The organism is Frankia sp. ACN1ag (assembly GCF_001414035.1).
GTDB lineage: Bacteria > Actinomycetota > Actinomycetes > Frankiales > Frankiaceae > Frankia > Frankia torreyi.
The window spans coordinates 202728-221204 of sequence record NZ_LJPA01000004.1 but is presented as its reverse complement, the minus strand read 5'-3'; the positions used below and the strand labels follow the sequence as shown (position 1 = coordinate 221204).

14 protein-coding genes and 2 pseudogenes are annotated in these 18477 nt (G+C 73.4%); 14 read left to right on the top strand and 2 right to left on the bottom strand.

What is annotated here, in order from left to right; translation table 11 throughout:
* Positions 1-9 precede the first annotated feature (9 nt).
* From UK82_RS04970 to UK82_RS41810, 10 genes and pseudogenes are all read left to right on the top strand, one after another.
* The gene (locus tag UK82_RS04970; protein ID WP_082121848.1) at positions 10-1227 is read left to right on the top strand and encodes a Ppx/GppA phosphatase family protein; all 1218 of its coding nucleotides are present in this window, start codon (positions 10-12) and stop codon (positions 1225-1227) included.
* A gap of 359 nt (positions 1228-1586) precedes the next feature.
* On the top strand, positions 1587-2561 hold the full coding sequence (locus tag UK82_RS04965) for a sugar phosphate isomerase/epimerase (RefSeq protein WP_236705519.1): 975 nt from the start codon (positions 1587-1589) through the stop codon (positions 2559-2561).
* A gap of 31 nt (positions 2562-2592) precedes the next feature.
* Positions 2593-3363, top strand: coding sequence for a class I SAM-dependent methyltransferase (locus UK82_RS04960; RefSeq protein ID WP_044885073.1), 771 nt, complete (start codon positions 2593-2595; stop codon positions 3361-3363).
* A gap of 368 nt (positions 3364-3731) precedes the next feature.
* The gene (locus UK82_RS04955) at positions 3732-6734 is read left to right on the top strand and encodes an acyltransferase family protein (protein ID WP_044885074.1); all 3003 of its coding nucleotides are present in this window, start codon (positions 3732-3734) and stop codon (positions 6732-6734) included.
* Between the two features lie 110 nt (positions 6735-6844).
* The gene (gene proC / locus UK82_RS04950) at positions 6845-7642 is read left to right on the top strand and encodes a pyrroline-5-carboxylate reductase (RefSeq protein WP_044885075.1); all 798 of its coding nucleotides are present in this window, start codon (positions 6845-6847) and stop codon (positions 7640-7642) included.
* Between the two features lie 83 nt (positions 7643-7725).
* The gene (locus UK82_RS31000; RefSeq protein ID WP_003948845.1) at positions 7726-7824 is read left to right on the top strand and encodes a 30S ribosomal protein bS22; all 99 of its coding nucleotides are present in this window, start codon (positions 7726-7728) and stop codon (positions 7822-7824) included.
* Positions 7825-8053: 229 nt separating this feature from the next.
* Positions 8054-8636: pseudogene (locus UK82_RS04945) on the top strand (S-adenosyl-l-methionine hydroxide adenosyltransferase family protein); the annotation flags it as partial.
* A gap of 1 nt (position 8637) precedes the next feature.
* Positions 8638-8917: SAM hydroxide adenosyltransferase (locus UK82_RS35855; RefSeq protein WP_236705518.1), on the top strand; the 280-nt coding region annotated here is incomplete at its 5' end.
* Positions 8918-9131: 214 nt separating this feature from the next.
* Positions 9132-10172 (top strand): NAD-dependent epimerase/dehydratase family protein, encoded by a 1041-nt coding sequence (locus tag UK82_RS04940; RefSeq protein WP_044885077.1) that lies wholly within the window; start codon positions 9132-9134, stop codon positions 10170-10172.
* Positions 10173-10739: 567 nt separating this feature from the next.
* Positions 10740-11813, top strand: coding sequence for a lysophospholipid acyltransferase family protein (locus UK82_RS41810; RefSeq protein ID WP_396230455.1), 1074 nt, complete (start codon positions 10740-10742; stop codon positions 11811-11813).
* Positions 11814-11862: 49 nt separating this feature from the next.
* On the opposite strand, the gene UK82_RS04930 is transcribed toward UK82_RS41810, so the two are convergent.
* Together UK82_RS04930 and UK82_RS04925 are read right to left on the bottom strand one after the other, a co-directional pair.
* On the bottom strand, positions 11863-12744 hold the full coding sequence (locus tag UK82_RS04930) for an HAD family phosphatase (protein ID WP_044885078.1): 882 nt from the start codon (positions 12742-12744) through the stop codon (positions 11863-11865).
* Positions 12745-13028: 284 nt separating this feature from the next.
* Complete coding sequence (locus UK82_RS04925) at positions 13029-13967, bottom strand: sigma-70 family RNA polymerase sigma factor (protein ID WP_044885149.1); 939 nt, start codon at positions 13965-13967, stop codon at positions 13029-13031.
* A 182-nt stretch (positions 13968-14149) separates the two neighbouring features.
* Between UK82_RS04925 and UK82_RS04920 the strand changes: the two genes are divergently transcribed.
* The 4 genes and pseudogenes from UK82_RS04920 to hemC all read left to right on the top strand — a co-directional run bounded on the left by UK82_RS04920 (position 14150) and on the right by hemC (position 18475).
* Entirely contained in the window at positions 14150-14461 is a 312-nt protein-coding gene (locus tag UK82_RS04920) for a glutaredoxin family protein (RefSeq protein WP_044885079.1), read from the top strand.
* A 170-nt stretch (positions 14462-14631) separates the two neighbouring features.
* Positions 14632-15465, top strand: a pseudogene (locus UK82_RS04915) (redox-sensing transcriptional repressor Rex); the annotation flags it as partial.
* Positions 15466-15857: 392 nt separating this feature from the next.
* Entirely contained in the window at positions 15858-17270 is a 1413-nt protein-coding gene (locus UK82_RS04910; protein WP_044885081.1) for a glutamyl-tRNA reductase, read from the top strand.
* A 5-nt stretch (positions 17271-17275) separates the two neighbouring features.
* The gene (gene hemC / locus UK82_RS04905; RefSeq protein WP_370657233.1) at positions 17276-18475 is read left to right on the top strand and encodes a hydroxymethylbilane synthase; all 1200 of its coding nucleotides are present in this window, start codon (positions 17276-17278) and stop codon (positions 18473-18475) included.
* Positions 18476-18477 lie beyond the last annotated feature (2 nt).

Below are 18477 nucleotides of genomic sequence, written 5' to 3'. Positions count from 1 at the left end.
GGTGTTCAGGTGCTCGGTGGCGTGCGTCCGACAGGGTGGTTCCCGCTCGGGGCCAGCCGTACGACCTCTCGCGCCGAGCCTGCCGCGCAGAGTCAGGACTCCGCGGGAGACCGCGAGGCGGCCCGTGGCCGGCAGGACGTCGAGGCCCGGGACGCCGCCGAGGTCGGGCCGATCGGGCTGGTCGGGCCGGTCGGCGCGGCCGTGGCGGTGGTCGGCGGCCCGCCTCCGTCCGTGCCCGCGCGGCCCGCGGTCGACGTGAGCCCGCTGCCGGTGGGCCCCCATCCCGGTCCGATGCGGCTCGGTGTGATCGACATCGGATCGAACACCGTCCATCTGCTGGTCGTGGATGCCCATCGAGGTGGGCAGCCGCAGCCGGCGGCCAGCGTGCGGGCTCCGCTGCGGCTGGTCGAGCTGCTCGACGCCGACGGATCGCTCGGGCCCGACGGCGAGCGTGATCTGACCGCCTGCGTGCTGGACATGCGCCAGCAGGCGGACGCCCTCGGGGTGCACGACCTCGCCGCCTTCGCGACCTCGGCCCTGCGCGACGCGACCAACGGCGAGCAGGTGCTGGACCGGGTCAAGGGGGCGACCGGGATCGCGATCGGGGTCCTGCCGGGCGAGGAGGAGGCCAGGCTCACCTTCCTCGCCGTGCGGCGCTGGTTCGGCTGGAGCGCCGGGCGGCTGCTGGCCCTGGACATCGGTGGCGGCTCCCTGGAGATCGGCGCCGGCATGCACGAGGACCCGGAGGTGGTCGCCTCGCTGCCGTTGGGCGCCAGCCGGCTCAGCCGGGACTGGCTGGCCGACAACGACCCGCCCAAGCGGGCTGAGCTCGCCGAGTTGCGGCGCTACGTGCGGGCGCAGATCGCGCCGGTCGTCGGCACGATCTACCACCTCGGCGAGCACACCCGGGCGGTGGCCACGTCGAAGACGTTCCGCTCGCTGGCGCGCATCGCCGGCGCCGAGCCCTACAGCCGCGGGCCGTACACCCGCCGGGTGCTGCGCCGCGACGATCTCACCGAGGTCGTGGCGAGGCTGTCCCGCATGCCGGTCGAGGAGCGGGTCGGACTGCCGGGCGTCTCCGCGTCGCGGGCGGGGCAGCTCGTCGCCGGCGCCGTCGTCGCCGCCGAGGCACTCGACCTGTTCAGCATCGACGAGGTGGAGATCTGTCCCTGGGCGCTGCGGGAGGGCGTCATCCTGCGTCGCCTCGACTGGCTCACCTCGGCCTGAGCCGCCTGCCGGCCCTCGGCCCTCGGCCTGCCTGCCTCCCACTTCCTTCCTTGCCCTTCGGGGGAGCAGTATCCGGTTCGTCCCCCAAAAGGGCAAGGTAGCCCGGCCTCAGGGAGGCGGACGNGGCAGCGGATAGAGGTAGATGTCCGGTTGCGGGTGAAGCGCTGTAGCGGCACGATAACGGGATGTTGCCGTTGTCGCAGGCGATGTGGGGCTACGCACCCTCGTCCGGCGGACATCGGAGCGAGCGGGTTCGCGACGATGGCCTAGCCTGGAGGAGGGGAACGGTCGAGCAGACCGGTGCCCGGTCCGTACGGCAGGGAGATGGTTTGCAGGCGTCGCATGAGGATGCGTGGCCGGTGCCGCCGGTCGCGATGGCCCCCGCCCAGGTGCCGCCGGAGCGGGCCGCTCCCGTCGCGGCCGCGCCCGCGGCCGCCCGGCCCCCCCGGCCCGCGGTCGCCCGAGCCCCCCGGTCCGCGGTCGTCCTGCCGCGCGGCGCCCCTGTCCCCGCACCCACCCCGCCCAGCGCGCGGGTTGCGCTGTCCACCGCCTCGACCTACCCGGAGTCCACGGCGTCCGCCTTCGAGATGGCCGCGCGGCTGGGCTACGACGGTGTCGAGATCATGGTCTGGACGGACCCGGTCAGCCAGGACCCGGAGGCGCTGCGCCGGCTGGTCGATTACCACGGCATCCCGATCCTGGCGATCCACGCGCCGTGCCTGCTGCTCACCCAGCGGGTCTGGGGCACCGACCCGTGGGCGAAGCTGGTGCGGGCGCGCACCGTCGCCGAGACGCTCGGCGCTCCGACGGTCGTCGTCCACCCGCCGTTCCGCTGGCAGCGGGACTATGCCCGGGAGTTCGTGACGGGCATCGAGCGGATGGCCGGGGAGACCGACGTGCGGTTCGCGGTGGAGAACATGTTCCCGCTGCGCGCCCGCGGCCGGGAGGTGTCCGCGTACGCGCCGGACTGGTCGCCGGTCGAGGACGACTACGCCCACGTCACCCTCGATCTGTCGCACACGAGCGTGTCGCGCTCGGACCCGATCGCGCTGGCCGGCGTCCTCGGTGAGCGGCTGGTCCACGTGCACATGGCCGACGGTCTCGGGTCGGCCAAGGACGAGCACCTTGTCCCCGGCCGTGGCACGCAGCCCTGCGCCGAACTGCTCGAGCTGCTGGCTACCGGCAGTTTCGACGGGACGATCGTCGTCGAGATCAACACGCGACGCGCCGAGTCGCGCGCCCAGCGGGAGGCCGACCTGGCCGAGGCGCTCGCGTTCACCCGGCTGCACTTCGCCGCGCCGTCCGCCGCAGGACTTCATCACACCTACGGCTGACACGTCGGCGGTTAGTCGCCACCATAGTGGCATGTCCCGAGGACGGACCCCGACCGGCTCGTTGTTCGACCCGCTGGCGGAGGCCTATGCTGCCGCCCGGCCGAGCTATCCCGAGCATGTCTTCGGCGACATCGAAAGGATTCTGGGCCGTCCGCTGGCGGGGACGGATGTCATCGACGTGGGCGCCGGCACCGGGATCGCCACCCGGCTGCTTCTCGCCCGCGGCGCGCGCGTCGTCGCGGTGGAGCCCGGTCCGAGCATGCTCGCCCGGTTACTCGACCGCAGCCCCGGCCTGCCCGCCGTCCGGGGTGACGGGGAGGCGTTGCCGCTGCGGGCGGGGATTGCCGACCTGGTCTGCTACGCGCAGGCCTGGCACTGGGTGGACGTGCCGGTCGCCGCGGCGGAGGCCGCGCGGGTGCTGCGCCCGGGCGGCGCGATCGCCGTCTGGTGGAACGACGTCGACGCGGCGGAGTTCCGCTGGTGGCAGCGCCAGCAGGAACGGCTGGAACGGATGAGCCCCGGCTATCGGCGCGAATACCGCGCCCGCCCGTTCGCCGACGAGCTGCGCTGGACCGGTCACTTCAGTGAGGTCGTCACCCTCACCGGGCGCTGGCACCGGCGCATCGGAATGGACGAGTACCTCACGTGGCTGCGCTCCAAGTCGTACGTCGCGGCAATCGGTGATCGCCTCGACGACTTTCTCGACGCCGAGCGTCGGACCATGCTTCGGGCCTTTCCCGACGGTGTCGTCGTCGAGCCCTTTCGCACCCTGCTGGTGATTGCGCGGATGCCGGAGGGCTGAGCCGCCCGCGCCGGCCCGCCGCCGGCTCGATGCGCATTCCCGAACCGGTCGGTGACGCCCCGCCGTCTTCCATGCCCTATATGTAATGAATCGAGTACTGTGGGTACAGGAAGCCGTCATGTCGCTTTCAAGACTGAGTACCCGACTTCCTCCGGATTTACCGGTCCGTTAGTCTTGCGGCGTTCGCGGGGGTGGTGTCCAACTTTGTTGGCGAAGAGCGGTGTTGCAGGTACCTCATGCTGGTCTGACCGTGATGGGCGGATCGGTGCACGGACCGCAGCGCCGTGTCCGGCCCGTCCCGGCGCCACAGGTCACCCCTGAGTCGGACGCCGACCGCCGGCGTTCCGCTAGAGGAGGCGACGGTCATCATGCGGCGTGGTCCGGAACGGGCTGGAGCGGCGGACTCCTGGGCGGCGGCTACCGGCCCGATGACCTCCTGGCAGACCGGAGCGATGGATCTGCGCACGGGGGATCAGGGTGCGGGAGATCTGCATACGGCGGATCTGCGCACGGGGGATCTGCATGCGCGGGATCCGCATTCGGGGGATCAACGTAGGGGGAACCCTCGAACGGGGGATCCGCGCGCTTCGCCCCCGCGTGCGCGGGCGGCGCGGGCCGGGCGCGAGCGCGGCGGAACGCATGACGGCGCCGGCCCGCGGCGCGGCGCCCCACCGCCGCCGCGATCGTCAGCGCCGGCCCGGCAGGCCGGAGCCTCGTCCGCGGACGCCGCCGCGAAGTTCGCCTACAACCCGGCCCTCGACGGGCTGCGGGTCGTCTGCATCTACATCATCCTTGCCGGACACATGGGCGCGATCCATGCCAGCAACGTGGCGGTCGACGTCTTCTTCGTCCTCAGTGGATTTCTCATCACCGCGCTGCTGCTGGCTGAGCGCAGCCGGACCGGGACGATCTCCCTGGGCCGATTCCTGGTCCGGCGTGCCTACCGCCTCATGCCCGCGATGTGGGTCTACCTGCTCGTCGGGCTCGCCGTCACGGTGGCGTTCAAATGGAACGACGTCCCCTTCCGGGACGACTACATCGGCAGCGCGCTGTCCGCGTTCTTCAACGTCAACAACTGGTACAAGGTCGTGCACCCGGCGGCGGGCGGTCGCTGGCTGGCCCACGTCTGGTCGCTGTCGCTGGAGGAGCAGTTCTACCTGCTGTGGCCGGGGCTGTTCCTGCTCGTCTCCCGGTCCGCGCGGCTGCGGCCGCACCTGATCAAAATACTGCTCGCGATGATCGCGGTGTGCGCGGTGTGGACGTACACCCTCGCCAGCGGCGGCGCGCCGCACTCGCGGGTGTACCTGGCGCTCGACACCCACGTCGCCCCGCTGCTGATCGGCTGCCTGCTCGCCGTCTGGCGCGACGCCCGGCTGCGTGCCCTGGCCGAGGAGGAGCCGGTCGCCGATCCGGCCACGGGCGGACGCCGCCGCCGGCACTCTCAGCAGCCGGGAAGCAAGGTCACGCCGGTCACCTCGGCCGCCATCGAGCGCTGGACGGTGGGGCGGCGCATCGCCGACCTCGGCCTCCTCGCCGGGATCGGACTGATCCTCTTCGCCTTCCTCGGGCCGAACAAGGACACCCACGACGCCAACTGGCTCGATCATGCGGCCTACATCCCGAGCGCCCTGCTCGGCGCGATCGTCATCCTCAGCGCCGACCTGCGCCGGGACACCGCCTGGGTTCGCCTGCTCGGCAGCCCACGGATGGCCTTCCTCGGAAAGATCACCTTCAGCATCTACCTGTGGCACTACCCGGTCATCTCGGCGGCCAACGGTCAGCTCGTGCCCCGGATCGGGCTGTGGCCCTCGGTGGTGTGCGCCGCCGCCGCCAGCACGTTCATCGCCTACTTCTCGAACCGGTTCGTCGAGAAGCCCGCGCAGCGGGCCCGCCCCACGTGGGCGGACACCCCTCGCGGACCGGCGTCGCCGAAGAGCTCCGCCAGCCGCCCAGCGCCCGAGTCGGCCGGCCGACTCGAGGGGGCTGGCCGGCTCGAGGAAGACCGGCGGCTCGAGGAAGACCGGCGGTTCGAGGACACCGGCCGCGGCGAGGACACCGCCCGGCTGGAACTCCCGGGCAACGCTGGCCGAGCCGCCGCCGACCACCGCACCGGTGGAAACAGGCGCGGCGATGCCCGGTACGCGTACCCCGGCCTCGTCGACGCCCCGCCCGTGGACTCCGGGTACGTCGAGGCGGGGTACGGCAGCGACCGCCTGGGCCGCGGCGAACCGGCTGCGGACGACCGGCGATACCCGCAGCCTGTCGGGCGTGCCGCGGGCACCGAGCCCGGTGTCCGCCGTCGGCACCCGGATCGGGATGGCGGGCGTCCCACCGCTGGCGATGACGACCGCGCCCACCGCCCGGCCGCCTACAGCTCGGCCGCCTACAGCTCGGATGCCTACAGCGACGGCCGGGATGGCGACGGTGCCTACGCGAGCGACCCGCGGACCGACCCGCGGTGGCCCGACGGGGGCCAGGATCGTGCTGGCCAGGATCGTGCCGGCCGAGGCTGGGGCGAGCAGCAACTGCCCGGCTTCTACGACCGGGACTCGGGCGGCCGCCCGAGCACCGATCCGCGCGTGGGGGGATCGCCGGGCATCGTGGAGCCGGACACCGACGACGATGCTGACGTATGGATCGATGAGGGGTACGCGCGCCCCCGCGCCGGCTACGCGACCACGCCGGCCGACCGGACCCGGCCACCGCACACCGGTCCGGCCGCCCACTCCGCGTCCGCCGCCCACTCCGGTCCGGTTGGCTATCCCGATTCGGCTGGCTACAGCGGTCAGACCGACTACGGCAGCCTCGGCGGCGTTGGCGGTTACAGCAGTCAGCGCGGTTACCGCAGCGTCGGGAATCACCAGGATCCCGACGGTTACGGCGCTTCAGGGGGTTATGGCGCTTCAGGGGGTTACGGCGCTTCGGGGGGTTACGGCGCTCCGGCGAGCTACGGCGCTCCGGCGGGTCACCGGGGCGCCGGCGGTTACAGCGGTCTGGGCGGTGACCCGCTGACCGGCCCGACCCCGCCGCCGGTCGGGCCCGCCTACGTGGACCATGCCTACCTTGAGGAGCCGAACTTCGGGCCGGGACGGGAGCCGGGGGTCGACGCGGGCGAGCGGCCCTGGGTGCAGGAGTACGACTCCCACCCGGCGCGTGACCCGCTCACCTACCGCGGGCCTGGTCCGGACCGGAGCGGCTATGCCGACGGCGGCGGGTACGACCGCGGGGCGGGTGGCGGCTGGCCGCCGGCCGTGGGCCCCGATACCGGACGCGGTACGACCGATGGTCGTCACCGGGGCGACGAGGGCGGGCGCCACGGCGGGTACGACCGGTGGTCCGGCCACGGCGGTGCGCCCGGCGGCGGCCGCTGATCCGGGCACCCCGGATCCGGGCACCCCAGATCCGGGGCGACCCGCGTTCCCCGGATCGCCCGATCGGGCCGTACCCTCCAGGTCGAAGCGGACGGAAGGGAAGGACGGTCATGATCGTTGCGGTCATGGGGGCGGGACGGCTGGGCGAGGCGGTGCTGTCCGGTCTGTTGGGCTCCGGGCACGCGGCCGGGGACGTCGTCGTGGCCGAGCGGGACTCGGGCCGGGCCGCCGAGATCGCGGCCCGCCACGGCGTCGAGGTGCACCCGCCGGCGGTCGCCGCAGCCAAGGCCGACGTGCTGCTCATCGTGGTCAAGCCGCAGGACGTCGCCGCGTTGCTGACCGAGATCGCCCCGGAGGTCTCGGCCGGCACGCTGGTCGTGTCGCTCGCGGCCGGGGTCACCACGGCGGCGATCGAGCAGCGGCTGCCATCGTCGCCGCCGGTCATCCGGGTCATGACGAACACCCCGCTGCTCGTCGGGGAGGCGATGTCGGCGATCTGCGGCGGCCGCAACGCCGCGCCGGAGCATCTCGCCGCCGCGCAGGCGCTGCTCGAGCCGGTCGGGCGGGTCACCCAGGTCGCGGAGTCCCAGCTCGACGCGGTCACGGCGCTGTCTGGCAGCGGGCCTGCGTACTTCTTCTATCTGGTCGACGCGATGGTCGAGGCGGGAGTGTTGCTCGGCCTGCCGCGCCCGCTGGCCACGGAACTCGTCACCCAGACGGCGCTGGGCTCGGCCCGGATGCTGCGCGAGAGCGGCGAGCATCCGGCGCTGCTGCGGGAGGCGGTCACCTCCCCCGCGGGAACGACCGTCGCGGCGTTGCGGGAGATGGACCGGCGGGGGGTGCGCGCGGCGCTGATGGACGCGTTGGAGGCCGCTGGTGACCGCTCCCGGGAACTGGGCCGTTCGTAGTCGGGACACCGGGCGCGACGTGGTTGGTCCCCGCGGCGGGTAGGCTCGCCCGGTAACTTCCTCAACATAGATCGGTCGGGTACGTGGGCTCAGTCATCAAGAAGCGTCGCAAGCGGATGGCCAAGAAGAAGCACCGCAAGCTGCTGAAGCGCACGCGCGTTCAGCGTCGCAACAAGAAGTAGGTTCCCGGCCCAGGGCCGGCGGGGGGACAAGCCGGCGGCCGGCGGATGGTCGGCTGGGCCCACGTTCCCCGTCATCGGCGTCTTTCCGACGTTCCATCCCGTGCATGGCGTACGGCTCCCGTGCTTACAGGAGCCTAGCCGTGTCGCTCTGCGTGCTTAAGCCATGACTCTGTGGCAGGCTTGCTCCGCTGGGGCGGCAGTGCGGCCGGTCCGCAGGCAGGGGGACGGCATGACGGGATCGTGGATCAACTTTCTGTCCGACTACGGCGTCGACGACGCCTGCGTCGGGGTGTGCCACGGCGTGATCGCGCGGCACGCCCCGTCCGCGCGCGTTCTCGACGTGTGCCACTCGATCGCGCCCCAGGACGTGGGGCACGCGGCGATCACGCTCGCCGGGGCGGTCGGCTACCTGCCAGCCGGGATCCATCTCGTCGTCGTCGAACGCCTCGACGCCGACGGTTACACCCGCGGGGTCGCGGTCCGCACCGCCGACGGCTCTGTGTTCGTGTGCCCGGACAACGGAGTGGCGTCCCTGGCCTGGGAGGCCCTCGGCGGGATCGTGGACGTCCACGAGATCGCCAACCGGGAGCTGTGGCTGCCGCTGCCCACCGCGGTGTTTCGCGGGCGGGACGTCTACGCGCCGGTCGCGGCACGGCTCGCGACGGGCCTGGACCTGACGGATGTCGGTCCGCGGCTCGACGCCGCCTCGCTCACCCGGTTCCGACCGCGCGCGTGCAGCGTCGACGACGATCACGTCCACGGCGAGGTCGTGTCCATCGACCATTTCGGCAACCTCTCGCTCAACGTGACCCNCATCGACCTGGAAGCCGCCGGCATCCTGCTCGGCGATCCGGTCGAGGTCCGGGCCGGCAACCGGCTCATGCGGCTGACCTTCACGCACACCTACGGCGAGGTGCCGCGGGGTGGGGTCACCGTGTGCGAGGACGCCCTGCGCCGCGTGATGATCGCGGTGAACTGCGGCCGAGCGTCGGACGCGCTGCGGTTGCGCCGCCAGGACGCGGTCGTGATCGCGCAGCTTCCCCGGGACCCCTCCGCGTTCCGCATCGTCCAGGATCTGCCGCTGCCCGCCTGACGATGTTCACTGACTGTAGTTGGCGCGCCGAATAATCTCACGCTGTGCAGTGAGGGTGGGAAGTGTGGGCGTAGGATGACCGCGGCGGGGTCGCGTGCATCGTCCCCGACCGGGTACGGCCACCGGCGATCGGCGGTGGCCGACGGGTCAATCCGGCCGGCCCGTGCGGCCCCGGCGCCGGAGGGACACCTGCGGGTGCTGCGGGGAGACTGCTATGAGACCACGCCGGGTGCTGGTTACCGGTGTCGCGCGGCCGCTGGGCGCCCAGGTGGCGATGGCCTTCGCCGCGGATCCCACCATCGAGGCCGTGGTCGGTGTCGACACGGCGGCGCCCGACGTGGATCTCGGCCGCACCCGGTTTGTCCGAGCCGACATCCGGCACCCGTTGATCGCCAAGGTCATCTCCACCGCGGAGGTTGACACGGTGCTGCATCTCAACGTCATCGCGACCCCGCTGGGAGCGGGCGGCCGGGCCGCGATGAAAGAGATCAACGTGATTGGCACGATGCAGCTCCTCGCCGCCTGCCAGAAGGCGAGGAGTGTCAGCCGGCTGGTCGTGAAGTCGACGACGTCCATCTACGGGTCCTCCCCGCGCGACCCGGCGCTGTTCACCGAGGACACCGAGCCGCGATCCCTGCCCACCGGCGGCTACGCGAAGGACGCCGTCGAGGTCGAGGGCTACGTCCGCGGGTTCAGCCGGCGCCGTCCCGACATCGCGGTCACCGTGCTGCGCTTCACCAACATCCTCGGCCCGCAGGTGGACAGCCCGCTTGCCCGTTATCTGGACCTGCCGGTGGTGCCGACGGTGCTCGGCTTCGACCCCCGCATCCAGCTACTGCACTCCGACGACGCCCTCGCCGTCCTCCTGCGCGCGACCCGTGGCGACCATGCGGGCACGTTCAACGTCGCCGGCGACGGGGTGCTGCTGCTCTCCCAGGCGATCCGCCGGGCGGGCCGCCCCTTCCTGCCGGTGCCCTTCCCGGCGATCGGCGCGCTCGGCGGCGTGGCGCGCCGGCTACGACTCGTCGACTTCTCCGCCGAGCAACTCGACCTGCTCGCCCACGGGCGCGCGGTCGACACGGCCAGGCTGAAGACGGTCTTCGGCTACCGGCCCCGATACTCGACCGTGGAGACTTTCGACAACTTCGTCCGGTATCGCGATCTGCGCTTCACCATCGACCACGAGCTGGTGTCCCGCATCGAGCACGGTGTGCTCGGCTCGCTGGACCGGCGCCGGCTGGTGGGCTCGCGGTGACGCGTCCGACGGGTGGGAGCGGCCGTCCACGGCGGCGGACGGGGGAAGGCGGAGCGCATGGCGGACCGTGACGAATCCCGGGAGGACGCGCAGATCATCCCGCTGAACAGCGAGGAGCGGGCGGGCGCGGCGGACGGCGTCCGGCCGGCCCGCCGTGCCCGCCCGCGACCTGCCGTCCGCACGCCGGCGGCCCGTCCCACGCGGCCCGGCGGATCCGCCGCGGCCGCCCCGCCGGCAGACGCGGTCCCAGCGGCGTCCGAGGCCGGCACCCGCGGCGCTGCGGGCAGCCTCGATCCGGCCGCCGCGGATGCCGGAGAGCCGGCTCCCCGGCGTCCGGCCGACCCGGGTGTGCGCCCGCTCAACGGTGCCCGCCCGTCGCGGGCGAAGCGGCCGACCAGCCGCCCAGGGCCCGCCGCCGCCGACGCCGACCCTGCCGACGCCGACTCCGCCGCCGCCGACCCCGCCGCCGGCCGTGACGGCACCGGCCGCCCCGCCGCGGGCCGCACCGCCGTCGACCGGACCAGCTCCGCACCGGGCGCCACCGCGAGGCCGGGCGAGCGCAGCGGCTTGGACGGTGGGGCCGGGAGCGGCACCGAGCACGGCGCCGCGGGGAGCGTCCCGGCCGCGCCCGGCCGCGGCAGGCGAGCCGGTCGGGTGGCGGCCACCGGGCGGATGGGTATCGCGGGCGCGGGGCACGACACCAAGACCGCCGGGTTCGAGGGCGCCGGGTTCGAGACCGCCGGGTCCGAGGGCGCCGGGTCCGAGGGCGCCGGGTCCGAGGGCGCCGGGTCCGCCGAGGCCGGTGACCTGGAGACGGCCCTGGCCGGCGTGCTGGCCTTCCTGCGCCGGCGCATCACCGGCGACTACGTCATCGATGAGCACGGGTTCGATCCCGACCTCACCGAGCACGTGATCGCACCGCTGCTGCGCCCCGTCTACCGCGACTACTTCCGAATCGAGACGCGCGGGCTGGAGAACGTTCCCGACGTCGGCGGAGCGCTGGTGGTAGCCAACCATTCCGGCACCCTGCCGATGGACGCGCTGATGATGGCGATGGCGATCCTCGACCACCATCCGGCCCACCGCAACCTGCGGATGCTCGCGGCGGACCTGGTGTTCGCCGTGCCGTTCCTCGCCCCGTTGGCCCGCAAGATCGGCAACACGCTGGCCTGCCAGGCGGACGCGGAGCGGCTGCTGACCGCGGGGCACCTGGTGGGGGTCTGGCCGGAGGGCTTCAAAGGCGTGGGCAAGCCGTTCAGCGAGCGCTACACGCTGCAGCGCTTCGGTCGGGGTGGCTTCGTCTCCGCCGCGCTGCGGACCGGGGTACCGATCATCCCGTGCACGGTCGTCGGCGCCGAGGAGATCTACCCGATGATCGGCAACGTGAAGTCGCTCGCCCGCCTGCTCGGCCTGCCCTACCTGCCGATCACGCCCACCTTCCCGTGGCTGGGCCTGCTGGGCCTGATCCCGCTGCCGTCGAAGTGGATCATCGAGTTCGGGGAGCCGGTGCCGACCGATTCCTACCCGGCGGAGGCGGCCGACGATCCGATGCTCGTCTTCGAGCTCACCGACCGCATCCGCGAGACCATCCAGCACACGCTGTACAGCCTGCTGATGCAGCGTCGGTCGGTGTTCTTCTGAGCCGGGCGACGCCGCGGCCGGACAGGCCGACCGCGGCGTGCCGCGGCGATCAGACGCTGGCCACCCGGCGGCGCAGCGCCATCCCGGCGGCGACGCCGCCGGCCAGCGCGCCGGCGCCGGCCGCGGCCGGAATACCGATCTTGACCGCCTTCCGGGCGGTGCGGAAGTCCTTGATCGGCCATTCCCGCTCCCGAGCGACCGTCTTCAGGTCGGGATCCGGGTTGATCGCCACCGGGTGGCCGACCAGCGAGAGCATCGGCAGATCGTTGATCGAGTCGGAGTAGGCCCAGCAGCGGGACAGGTCCAGACCCTCCCGTTCGGCGAGCGCCTGCACCGCCTCGGCCTTGGCCTGGCCGTGGAGCAGCCCGCCGACCAGGTGGCCCGTGTAGGTGCCGTCGGTGACCTCGCTGACCGTGCCGAGCGCGCCGGTCAGGCTGAGGCGCCGGGCGATGACCGAGGCCAACTCCACGGGCGTCGCGGTGACCAGCCACACCCGTTGGCCGGCGTCCAGGTGCTGCTGGGCCAGGGCGTGCGCGCCGGAGTAGATCTGTTCGGCCATCCGCTCGTCGTAGATCTCCTCGCCGTAGCGGACGATCTCGGCGACCGAGCGCCCGGCCACGAACGCCAGCGCCGTCTCCCGGGCGTCGCGCATCCCGTCCGGGTTCTCGTGGCCGCGCAGCCGGTACGTGACGTGCTGCCAACCGAACCGGAGCAGGTCACGCGAGTCGAAGAAGTCCCGCGCGGCGAGGCCACGGGCGAAGTAGAAGATCGAGGCGCCGGCCATCATCGTGTTGTCCACGTCGAAGAACGCGGCGGCGGACTCGTCGAGCGGGGGCCGGGGAACCTCTTCGGCCGCGACCTTCAACGCGGCGATGGCGGCCGCCTCGGCCGCCTGCCTGGTCTCGGCCACACCCCTGCGTCGCACCCTCATCAGTCATCTCCATGCAGTTCGCGGTGGAGCGAGGGGCTCGGCCCGGACGGTGACGCTCGGCCCGGGCGGTGACAGGCCCACCGCCCACTCGTCGTCAGCACCTCGGCGCGTCAGATTCCACACCTCGGTTCGTCGGCACGCCGCCAGACTACGGCCCGACCCCGCTCGGTGGCTGCAGGCGGTTCAGATCCGGCAGCGCAAAAGTGCCGGTGGGACAAGAAAGGTGCCGTGGTCCACAGGTAATCCGAAGATCCGTCGCCGCCTGCGCCGGTGGCCCGGGCCGGTCAGGCCGGCCCTGCCGCGGGCAGGCTGCGGGCGAGGGCGCGGATGGCGCGTAGCTGCAGGGCCCGCACGGCACCCTCGGTGCGGCCCATCGCGAGTGCCGTCTCCCGGACCGAGAGGCCCTCCAGGAAGCGCAGTGCGATGCACTCCTGCTGGTCCGGGCGCAGCCGGCGGACCGCGTCCAACAGCTCGCGGTGGGTCAACACGGCGACGATCGACTCCTCCGGGCCGGGCACGGCGAGCGCGGTGGCCCGCTCGTCCGCCGCCGCGAGGATGTCCGCGGTGGGGATCTCGAACCGGCGTCGCGCCGAGCGGGCCTGGTCGATCAGCAGGTTGCGGGCGATGGTGACGAACCATGCCCCGATGTCGCGGCCCTGCCAGCGGAACGCGCCGATGGTCCGCAACGCCCGCAGGAACGTCTCGCTGACGATGTCCTCGGCCGCTGCCGGGTCGCCGCCCAGCCGGTATAGCGCGTATCGGAATACCAGCTCGGCGTAGTGGTCGTAGAGCAGGCCGAAGGCCTCGGTGTCGCCCTGGCGGGCCCGCGCGACGAGTGCGGCCCGCTCCGACTCCGTCGGTCCGTCAGGAGCGGCCGTGCCGCGGCCCTGGGCGGGGGAGCCTGCCCCGAGCTCCCCGGCGGCAGTCCGGCCGCGTCGTGCCGCGGGGCCCACCCGGACGGCATCGGCACCAGCGTTTGGGTGCGCGGGCGCCGTCGTCGTCGCCGGGGCCGCCCCACCTGCTGGGGGCGGCGTCTTGGTGATCGGCCCGGCCGCCGGCAGGGGCGCGGTCACGGCCGCGATCCCCAGCCCGAACCGGCTCAGGGTGGTGCGGATCTGCGCGCGGGTGGGCAGCAGGGGGGCCGGCGGCCGCGTCCACGCGCCCGGACCGCGCCGCACCGCGGCGAGGCCGGCGGCGAGGTCGGCGAGCGTGCAGTCGGTCACAGCCCGGCTCCGGAGGATGCAGTCGCGACAGGACGGGCCGGCAGGCCCGGTGCACGTGAGGGCGCAGGTAGCTGAGTGTAGCCGCAAGACGAACGTGCGGCAGTCGTAGATCGGGGCTGTGCCCGTCCCGACCATCGTCGCGACCACCGGAAGGCGCCGCGTGGCGGACTTACCATCGGGTTATGGACGACGACGGGTCGGGACCGGCAGAGCCCGGCGGCGAGAGCGCTCGGATCACCCTGCTCACCCGGGTGGGCTGTCATCTGTGCGACACCGCGCGGGCCGCGATCGCGCGGGTGGCGGAGCAGGAGGGGGTCGGGTGGCGCGAGGCGGATGTCGATGCCGATCCGCGGTTGGCCGACGAGTACGGCGACCGGGTGCCGGTCATCCTGGTCGATGGCCGAGAGCACGGTTACTGGCGGGTAGAGGAGGACCGGCTGCGGCGGGCGCTGGCCGGACGCCGGTGGTCGTTGCGTTCCGGCGGGGGTCGCTGATCCGCTGGTTGGGCTCTCCCCGGCACTTCGTGAATCCCTTCACGAAGTCGTACACTGCCCGTCGACAGCCGACTTGTGGCGCCGGCAACCGCATGCGGAGGGTCGGCGGGGCCACGGATTCGGGCGCACAGCTCCGGGCGGCGACGCGCGCCCACAGNTCGGAGCCGCGGATGAGCCAGCCCCGGCGTCGCCCAGCGGTGATCCGGCGACGAGCCCGCAGTGAACCGCATTCCGGCCGCTCCGTGGTGCCGGAGGCCACGGTCGCCCGGCTGCCCCTCTACCTCCGGGTACTGACCACGCTCGCGGAGGGCGGGGTTCACACTGTGTCTTCGGACACCCTGGCCGCCGCTGCCGGTGTCACCCCGGCGAAGGTCCGTAAGGACCTGTCCCACCTCGGTTCCTACGGGACGCGGGGCGTCGGTTACGAGGTCGACGTCCTGCTTGACTGCATCGCCGCGAAGCTCGGCCTCACCGAGGACCGCTCGGTGGTGCTCGTCGGTGTCGGCAACCTCGGTCATGCGCTCGCCGGCTACGGCGGGTTCCACGCCCGCGGCTTCCGTATCGTGGCTTTGGTCGACGCGGATCCGGACCGGGTCGGCGAACGGGTCGGCGCGGTGATCGTCCGTCCCGTTGACGAGCTGGAGCGGGTCATCGCCGAGTGTACGGTCACGATCGGCGTGATCTGCACTCCGGCCGCCGCGGCGCAACAGGTGTGTGACCGACTGGTCGCCGCGGGGGTCACGAGCATTCTCAACTTCGCCCCCACGGTGCTGTCGGTGCCGGAAGGGGTAGACGTGCGTAAGGTCGACCTCGCCGTGGAACTTCAGATCCTTTCGTTCCATGAGGCGCGGAAGCGTCCATCCGCGCCCCGCGAGGGGTCGCCCGGTGGGCCGACGCTCGCCGGCCCCGGCGTCGCGGTGGGCCCCGACGGGGCGTCGCCGCACAGCGCGTGGCCCGACCGGGCCCGCCAGGCACCGCCGGGGCTTCCCAGCGTCGGGCCCGCGGCGGATGGGCGCTCGGCCGGTGAGGTGCCGGCCGGTGAGGTGCCTGCCGGTGAGGTCCCGGGGCGCGGCGGTGAGACGTCCCTCGCGGTGGGCGCGGACGGGGCGAGCACGGACGAGTTGACGCCTCGAACAGACAGGGTGAGGACCGAGACGGATGAGGTCGTGCGGGTGACTCGTCAAGCCGGACAGACGCGGCCGGCGCAGGCGGTTCGTCAGGTCGGGCCGGTCCGGGAGAGCCGGGCCGGGCAGCCGGCACCGCACCGGGCCCACGTCGGTGAGCCGTCCCCGCCGACCCGCGGCACCCCGCCGGGCGCGGACGCACTGCTCGCCGGCGACCGCCGGCGGGGCTTGGCCGGGGGGTTCGCACAGGGTCTGGCGGGGGGTGGGGTGTCGTGAGCCTGCTGGTGGTGGGCCTCAACCATCGGACTGCCCCGACCTCCCTGCTCGAGCAGGCGTCGGTGTCCGGCGATGACACCCCGAAGGTCCTGCACGATCTCGCCGCCGCGGCGCACGTCACCGAGGCGGTCGTGCTCTCGACCTGCAACCGGACCGAGATCTACGCCGACGTCGAGACCTTCCACGGCGGTGTGGCCGACATCTCCGACCAGCTCAGCCGGATCTGCGGGATCGATCTCGGTGATCTGGCCGGACATCTGTATGTCCACCACGACGCCCGCGCGGTCGGCCACCTGTTCTCAGTGGTCTGTGGGTTGGACTCGATGCTCGTCGGCGAGTCGCAGATCCTCGGGCAGGTGCGCGGCGCGTTCCGGGCCGGGCAGTCGGCCGGGGTCGCGGGCAGCGCGCTGTCCGGGCTGTTCCAGGCGGCGCTGCGGGTCGGCAAGCGGGCCCACTCCGAGACGTCGATCGACGCCGCCGGCGCCTCGATCGTCGCGGTGGGCATCCGGCTGGCCGCCTCCAGCCTGGGGATCCTCAGCGAGGTGCCGGCCGTGCCGGTCGCGCCACCGGGCGGGTCCGCAGGCGAGCTCGGGGGCGCCGCGATGCTCGCGGCGCCCGTGGCCGAGCCGCCGCCGCTGGCGGGCGCCCGGGTGCTGCTCATCGGCGCCGGCGCGGTCGGATCGCTGGCCGCGCAGACCGCCCGCCGGGCCGGCGCCGCGGAGATCGTGATCGCGAACCGGACCCCGGCCCGGGCGGCCCGGGTCGCCGAGATGCACGACGGCCGGGCCGTCGGCCTGGCCGACCTCCCGCACGAGATCCTCATGGCCGACCTGGTGATCTCCTCGACCGGCGCCACCGGTCTCGTCGTCGAGCACGACCTCGTCGCCGCCACGCTGCCCGGGCGGGGCGGGCGACCGCTGGTGTTCCTCGACCTGGCCCTGCCGCACGACATCGACCCGGGCGTGCGCGTCCTGCCCGGGGTGAGCCTGATCGACCTGGAGACGCTGCGGGTCGCGCTCGACGGCGCCCAGGTGGCGCACGACGTGGAGGCGGTCCGCGCCCTGGTCTCCACCGAGGTCGCGGGCTTCCTCGACCGCCGCCGCGCGGGCCGGGTCGCGCCGACCGTGGTCGCCCTGCGGGCACACGCCGACTCCGTCGTGCACGGCGAGCTTGCCCGGTTGCACTCCCGCCTGCCCGACCTCGACGATCGAGAGTGGGAACTGGTGGAGGGCGCGGTCCGCCGCGTCGTCGACAAGCTGCTGCACGCCCCGACCGTGCGGGTGCAGCAGCTCGCCGGGGCGCCCGGGGGCGATTCCTACGCCGAGGCCCTGCGGGAACTTTTCGATCTTCCGCGCGAGGTGCCCGCCGTGGTGTCCGCGCCTGACCTTGATCTTGTGGAGCGTTCGTGACGGCGATGGAGCCGACCAGTACCGAGACCGATGCGACGGCCCGGGGCGCGACGCTGCGCGCCCGGTTTGCGGGTCGCCGGCTACGGCTGGGGACGCGCCGCTCCGCGCTGGCCCTGGCCCAGTCCGGCATGATCGCCGCGCAGTTGCGGGAGAGGGTGGGCTGCGCGGTCGACCTCGTCCCGATCGTAACCGTAGGTGACCGGTCGTCCGCGGAGATAAGCCAGATCGGCGGGACCGGCGTGTTCGTCAGCGCGTTGCGCGACGCCCTGCTGGCCGGCGAGATCGACCTCGCCGTGCACTCCCTGAAGGACCTGCCGACGGCCACCCCGCCCGGCCTCGTGCTCGCCGCCGTTCCGACCCGGGAGGACACCCGGGACGTGCTCGTCTCGCCCAGCGGGCGGGGGCTCGCCGAGCTCGGACCGGGCACCCGGGTCGCGACCGGCGCGCCGCGCCGCGCCGCCCAGTTGCGGGCCCTCGGACTCGGGTTCGACGTGGTCGCGATCCGCGGCAACGTCGACACCCGGCTGAAGAAGGCCATCGACGGCGAGGTCGACGCCGTCGTCCTCGCGTACGCGGGACTGGCGCGACTGGACCGCCTGGACGCCGTCACGGAGATTCTCGACCCCGAGGTCATGCTGCCGGCGCCCGGCCAGGGTGCGCTGGCGGTCGAGTGCGCCGCAGCGGCCGGGCTCAGGCTGGCCGGACCGGCCCGCGCGCTGGTGGCCGCGGGCGGGGATGCTGGGGGTGTCGGAGACGCTGCGGGCGGGGATGACGAGCGCGACGGACGGGGCCGGGGTCCGGATCTGGGACGGAACGGTGGCCAAACGCGGTCAGATCATGGTCAGCCCGTCGATGGTGGCCTTGCCGAGCTGCTACGGTTTGTGCTCGATGACGCATCGTCGTCCGTCGCGGTCAGAGCGGAACGCGCGTTTCTCGCTGGGATCGAGGCTGGATGTACCGCCCCGGTCGGCGCTTTGGCAGTGGCAGAGCCTGCGCCGGCGGCGGCCGTCGGCACTGTGGCACCGGCCGGCGATGCGTCCCCCGCGGGTCGACTGCGCCTGCGGGCGGTCGTCGCCGCGCCGGATGGCAGCACCGTCCTCCGGCGTGACGTGACCGGGTCCGCCGTCGACCCGGAGGCGCTCGGGCAGCGCCTCGCGGACGACCTGCTGTCCGCCGGAGCACACTCGCTGATGGGAATTCGCTGAGC

Bases quoted from the DNA above. Each gene is read 5' to 3' on its own strand.
- UK82_RS04955 (WP_044885074.1), top strand. From the start codon at position 3,732: ATGCGGCGTGGTCCGGAACGGGCTGGAGCGGCGGACTCCTGGGCGGCG.
- UK82_RS04920 (WP_044885079.1), top strand. From the start codon at position 14,150: ATGGACGACGACGGGTCGGGACCGGCAGAGCCCGGCGGCGAGAGCGCT.
- hemC (WP_370657233.1), top strand. From the start codon at position 17,276: ATGGAGCCGACCAGTACCGAGACCGATGCGACGGCCCGGGGCGCGACG.
- UK82_RS04930 (WP_044885078.1), bottom strand. From the start codon at position 12,744: ATGAGGGTGCGACGCAGGGGTGTGGCCGAGACCAGGCAGGCGGCCGAG.
- UK82_RS04940 (WP_044885077.1), top strand. From the start codon at position 9,132: ATGAGACCACGCCGGGTGCTGGTTACCGGTGTCGCGCGGCCGCTGGGC.
- proC (WP_044885075.1), top strand. From the start codon at position 6,845: ATGATCGTTGCGGTCATGGGGGCGGGACGGCTGGGCGAGGCGGTGCTG.
- UK82_RS04960 (WP_044885073.1), top strand. From the start codon at position 2,593: ATGTCCCGAGGACGGACCCCGACCGGCTCGTTGTTCGACCCGCTGGCG.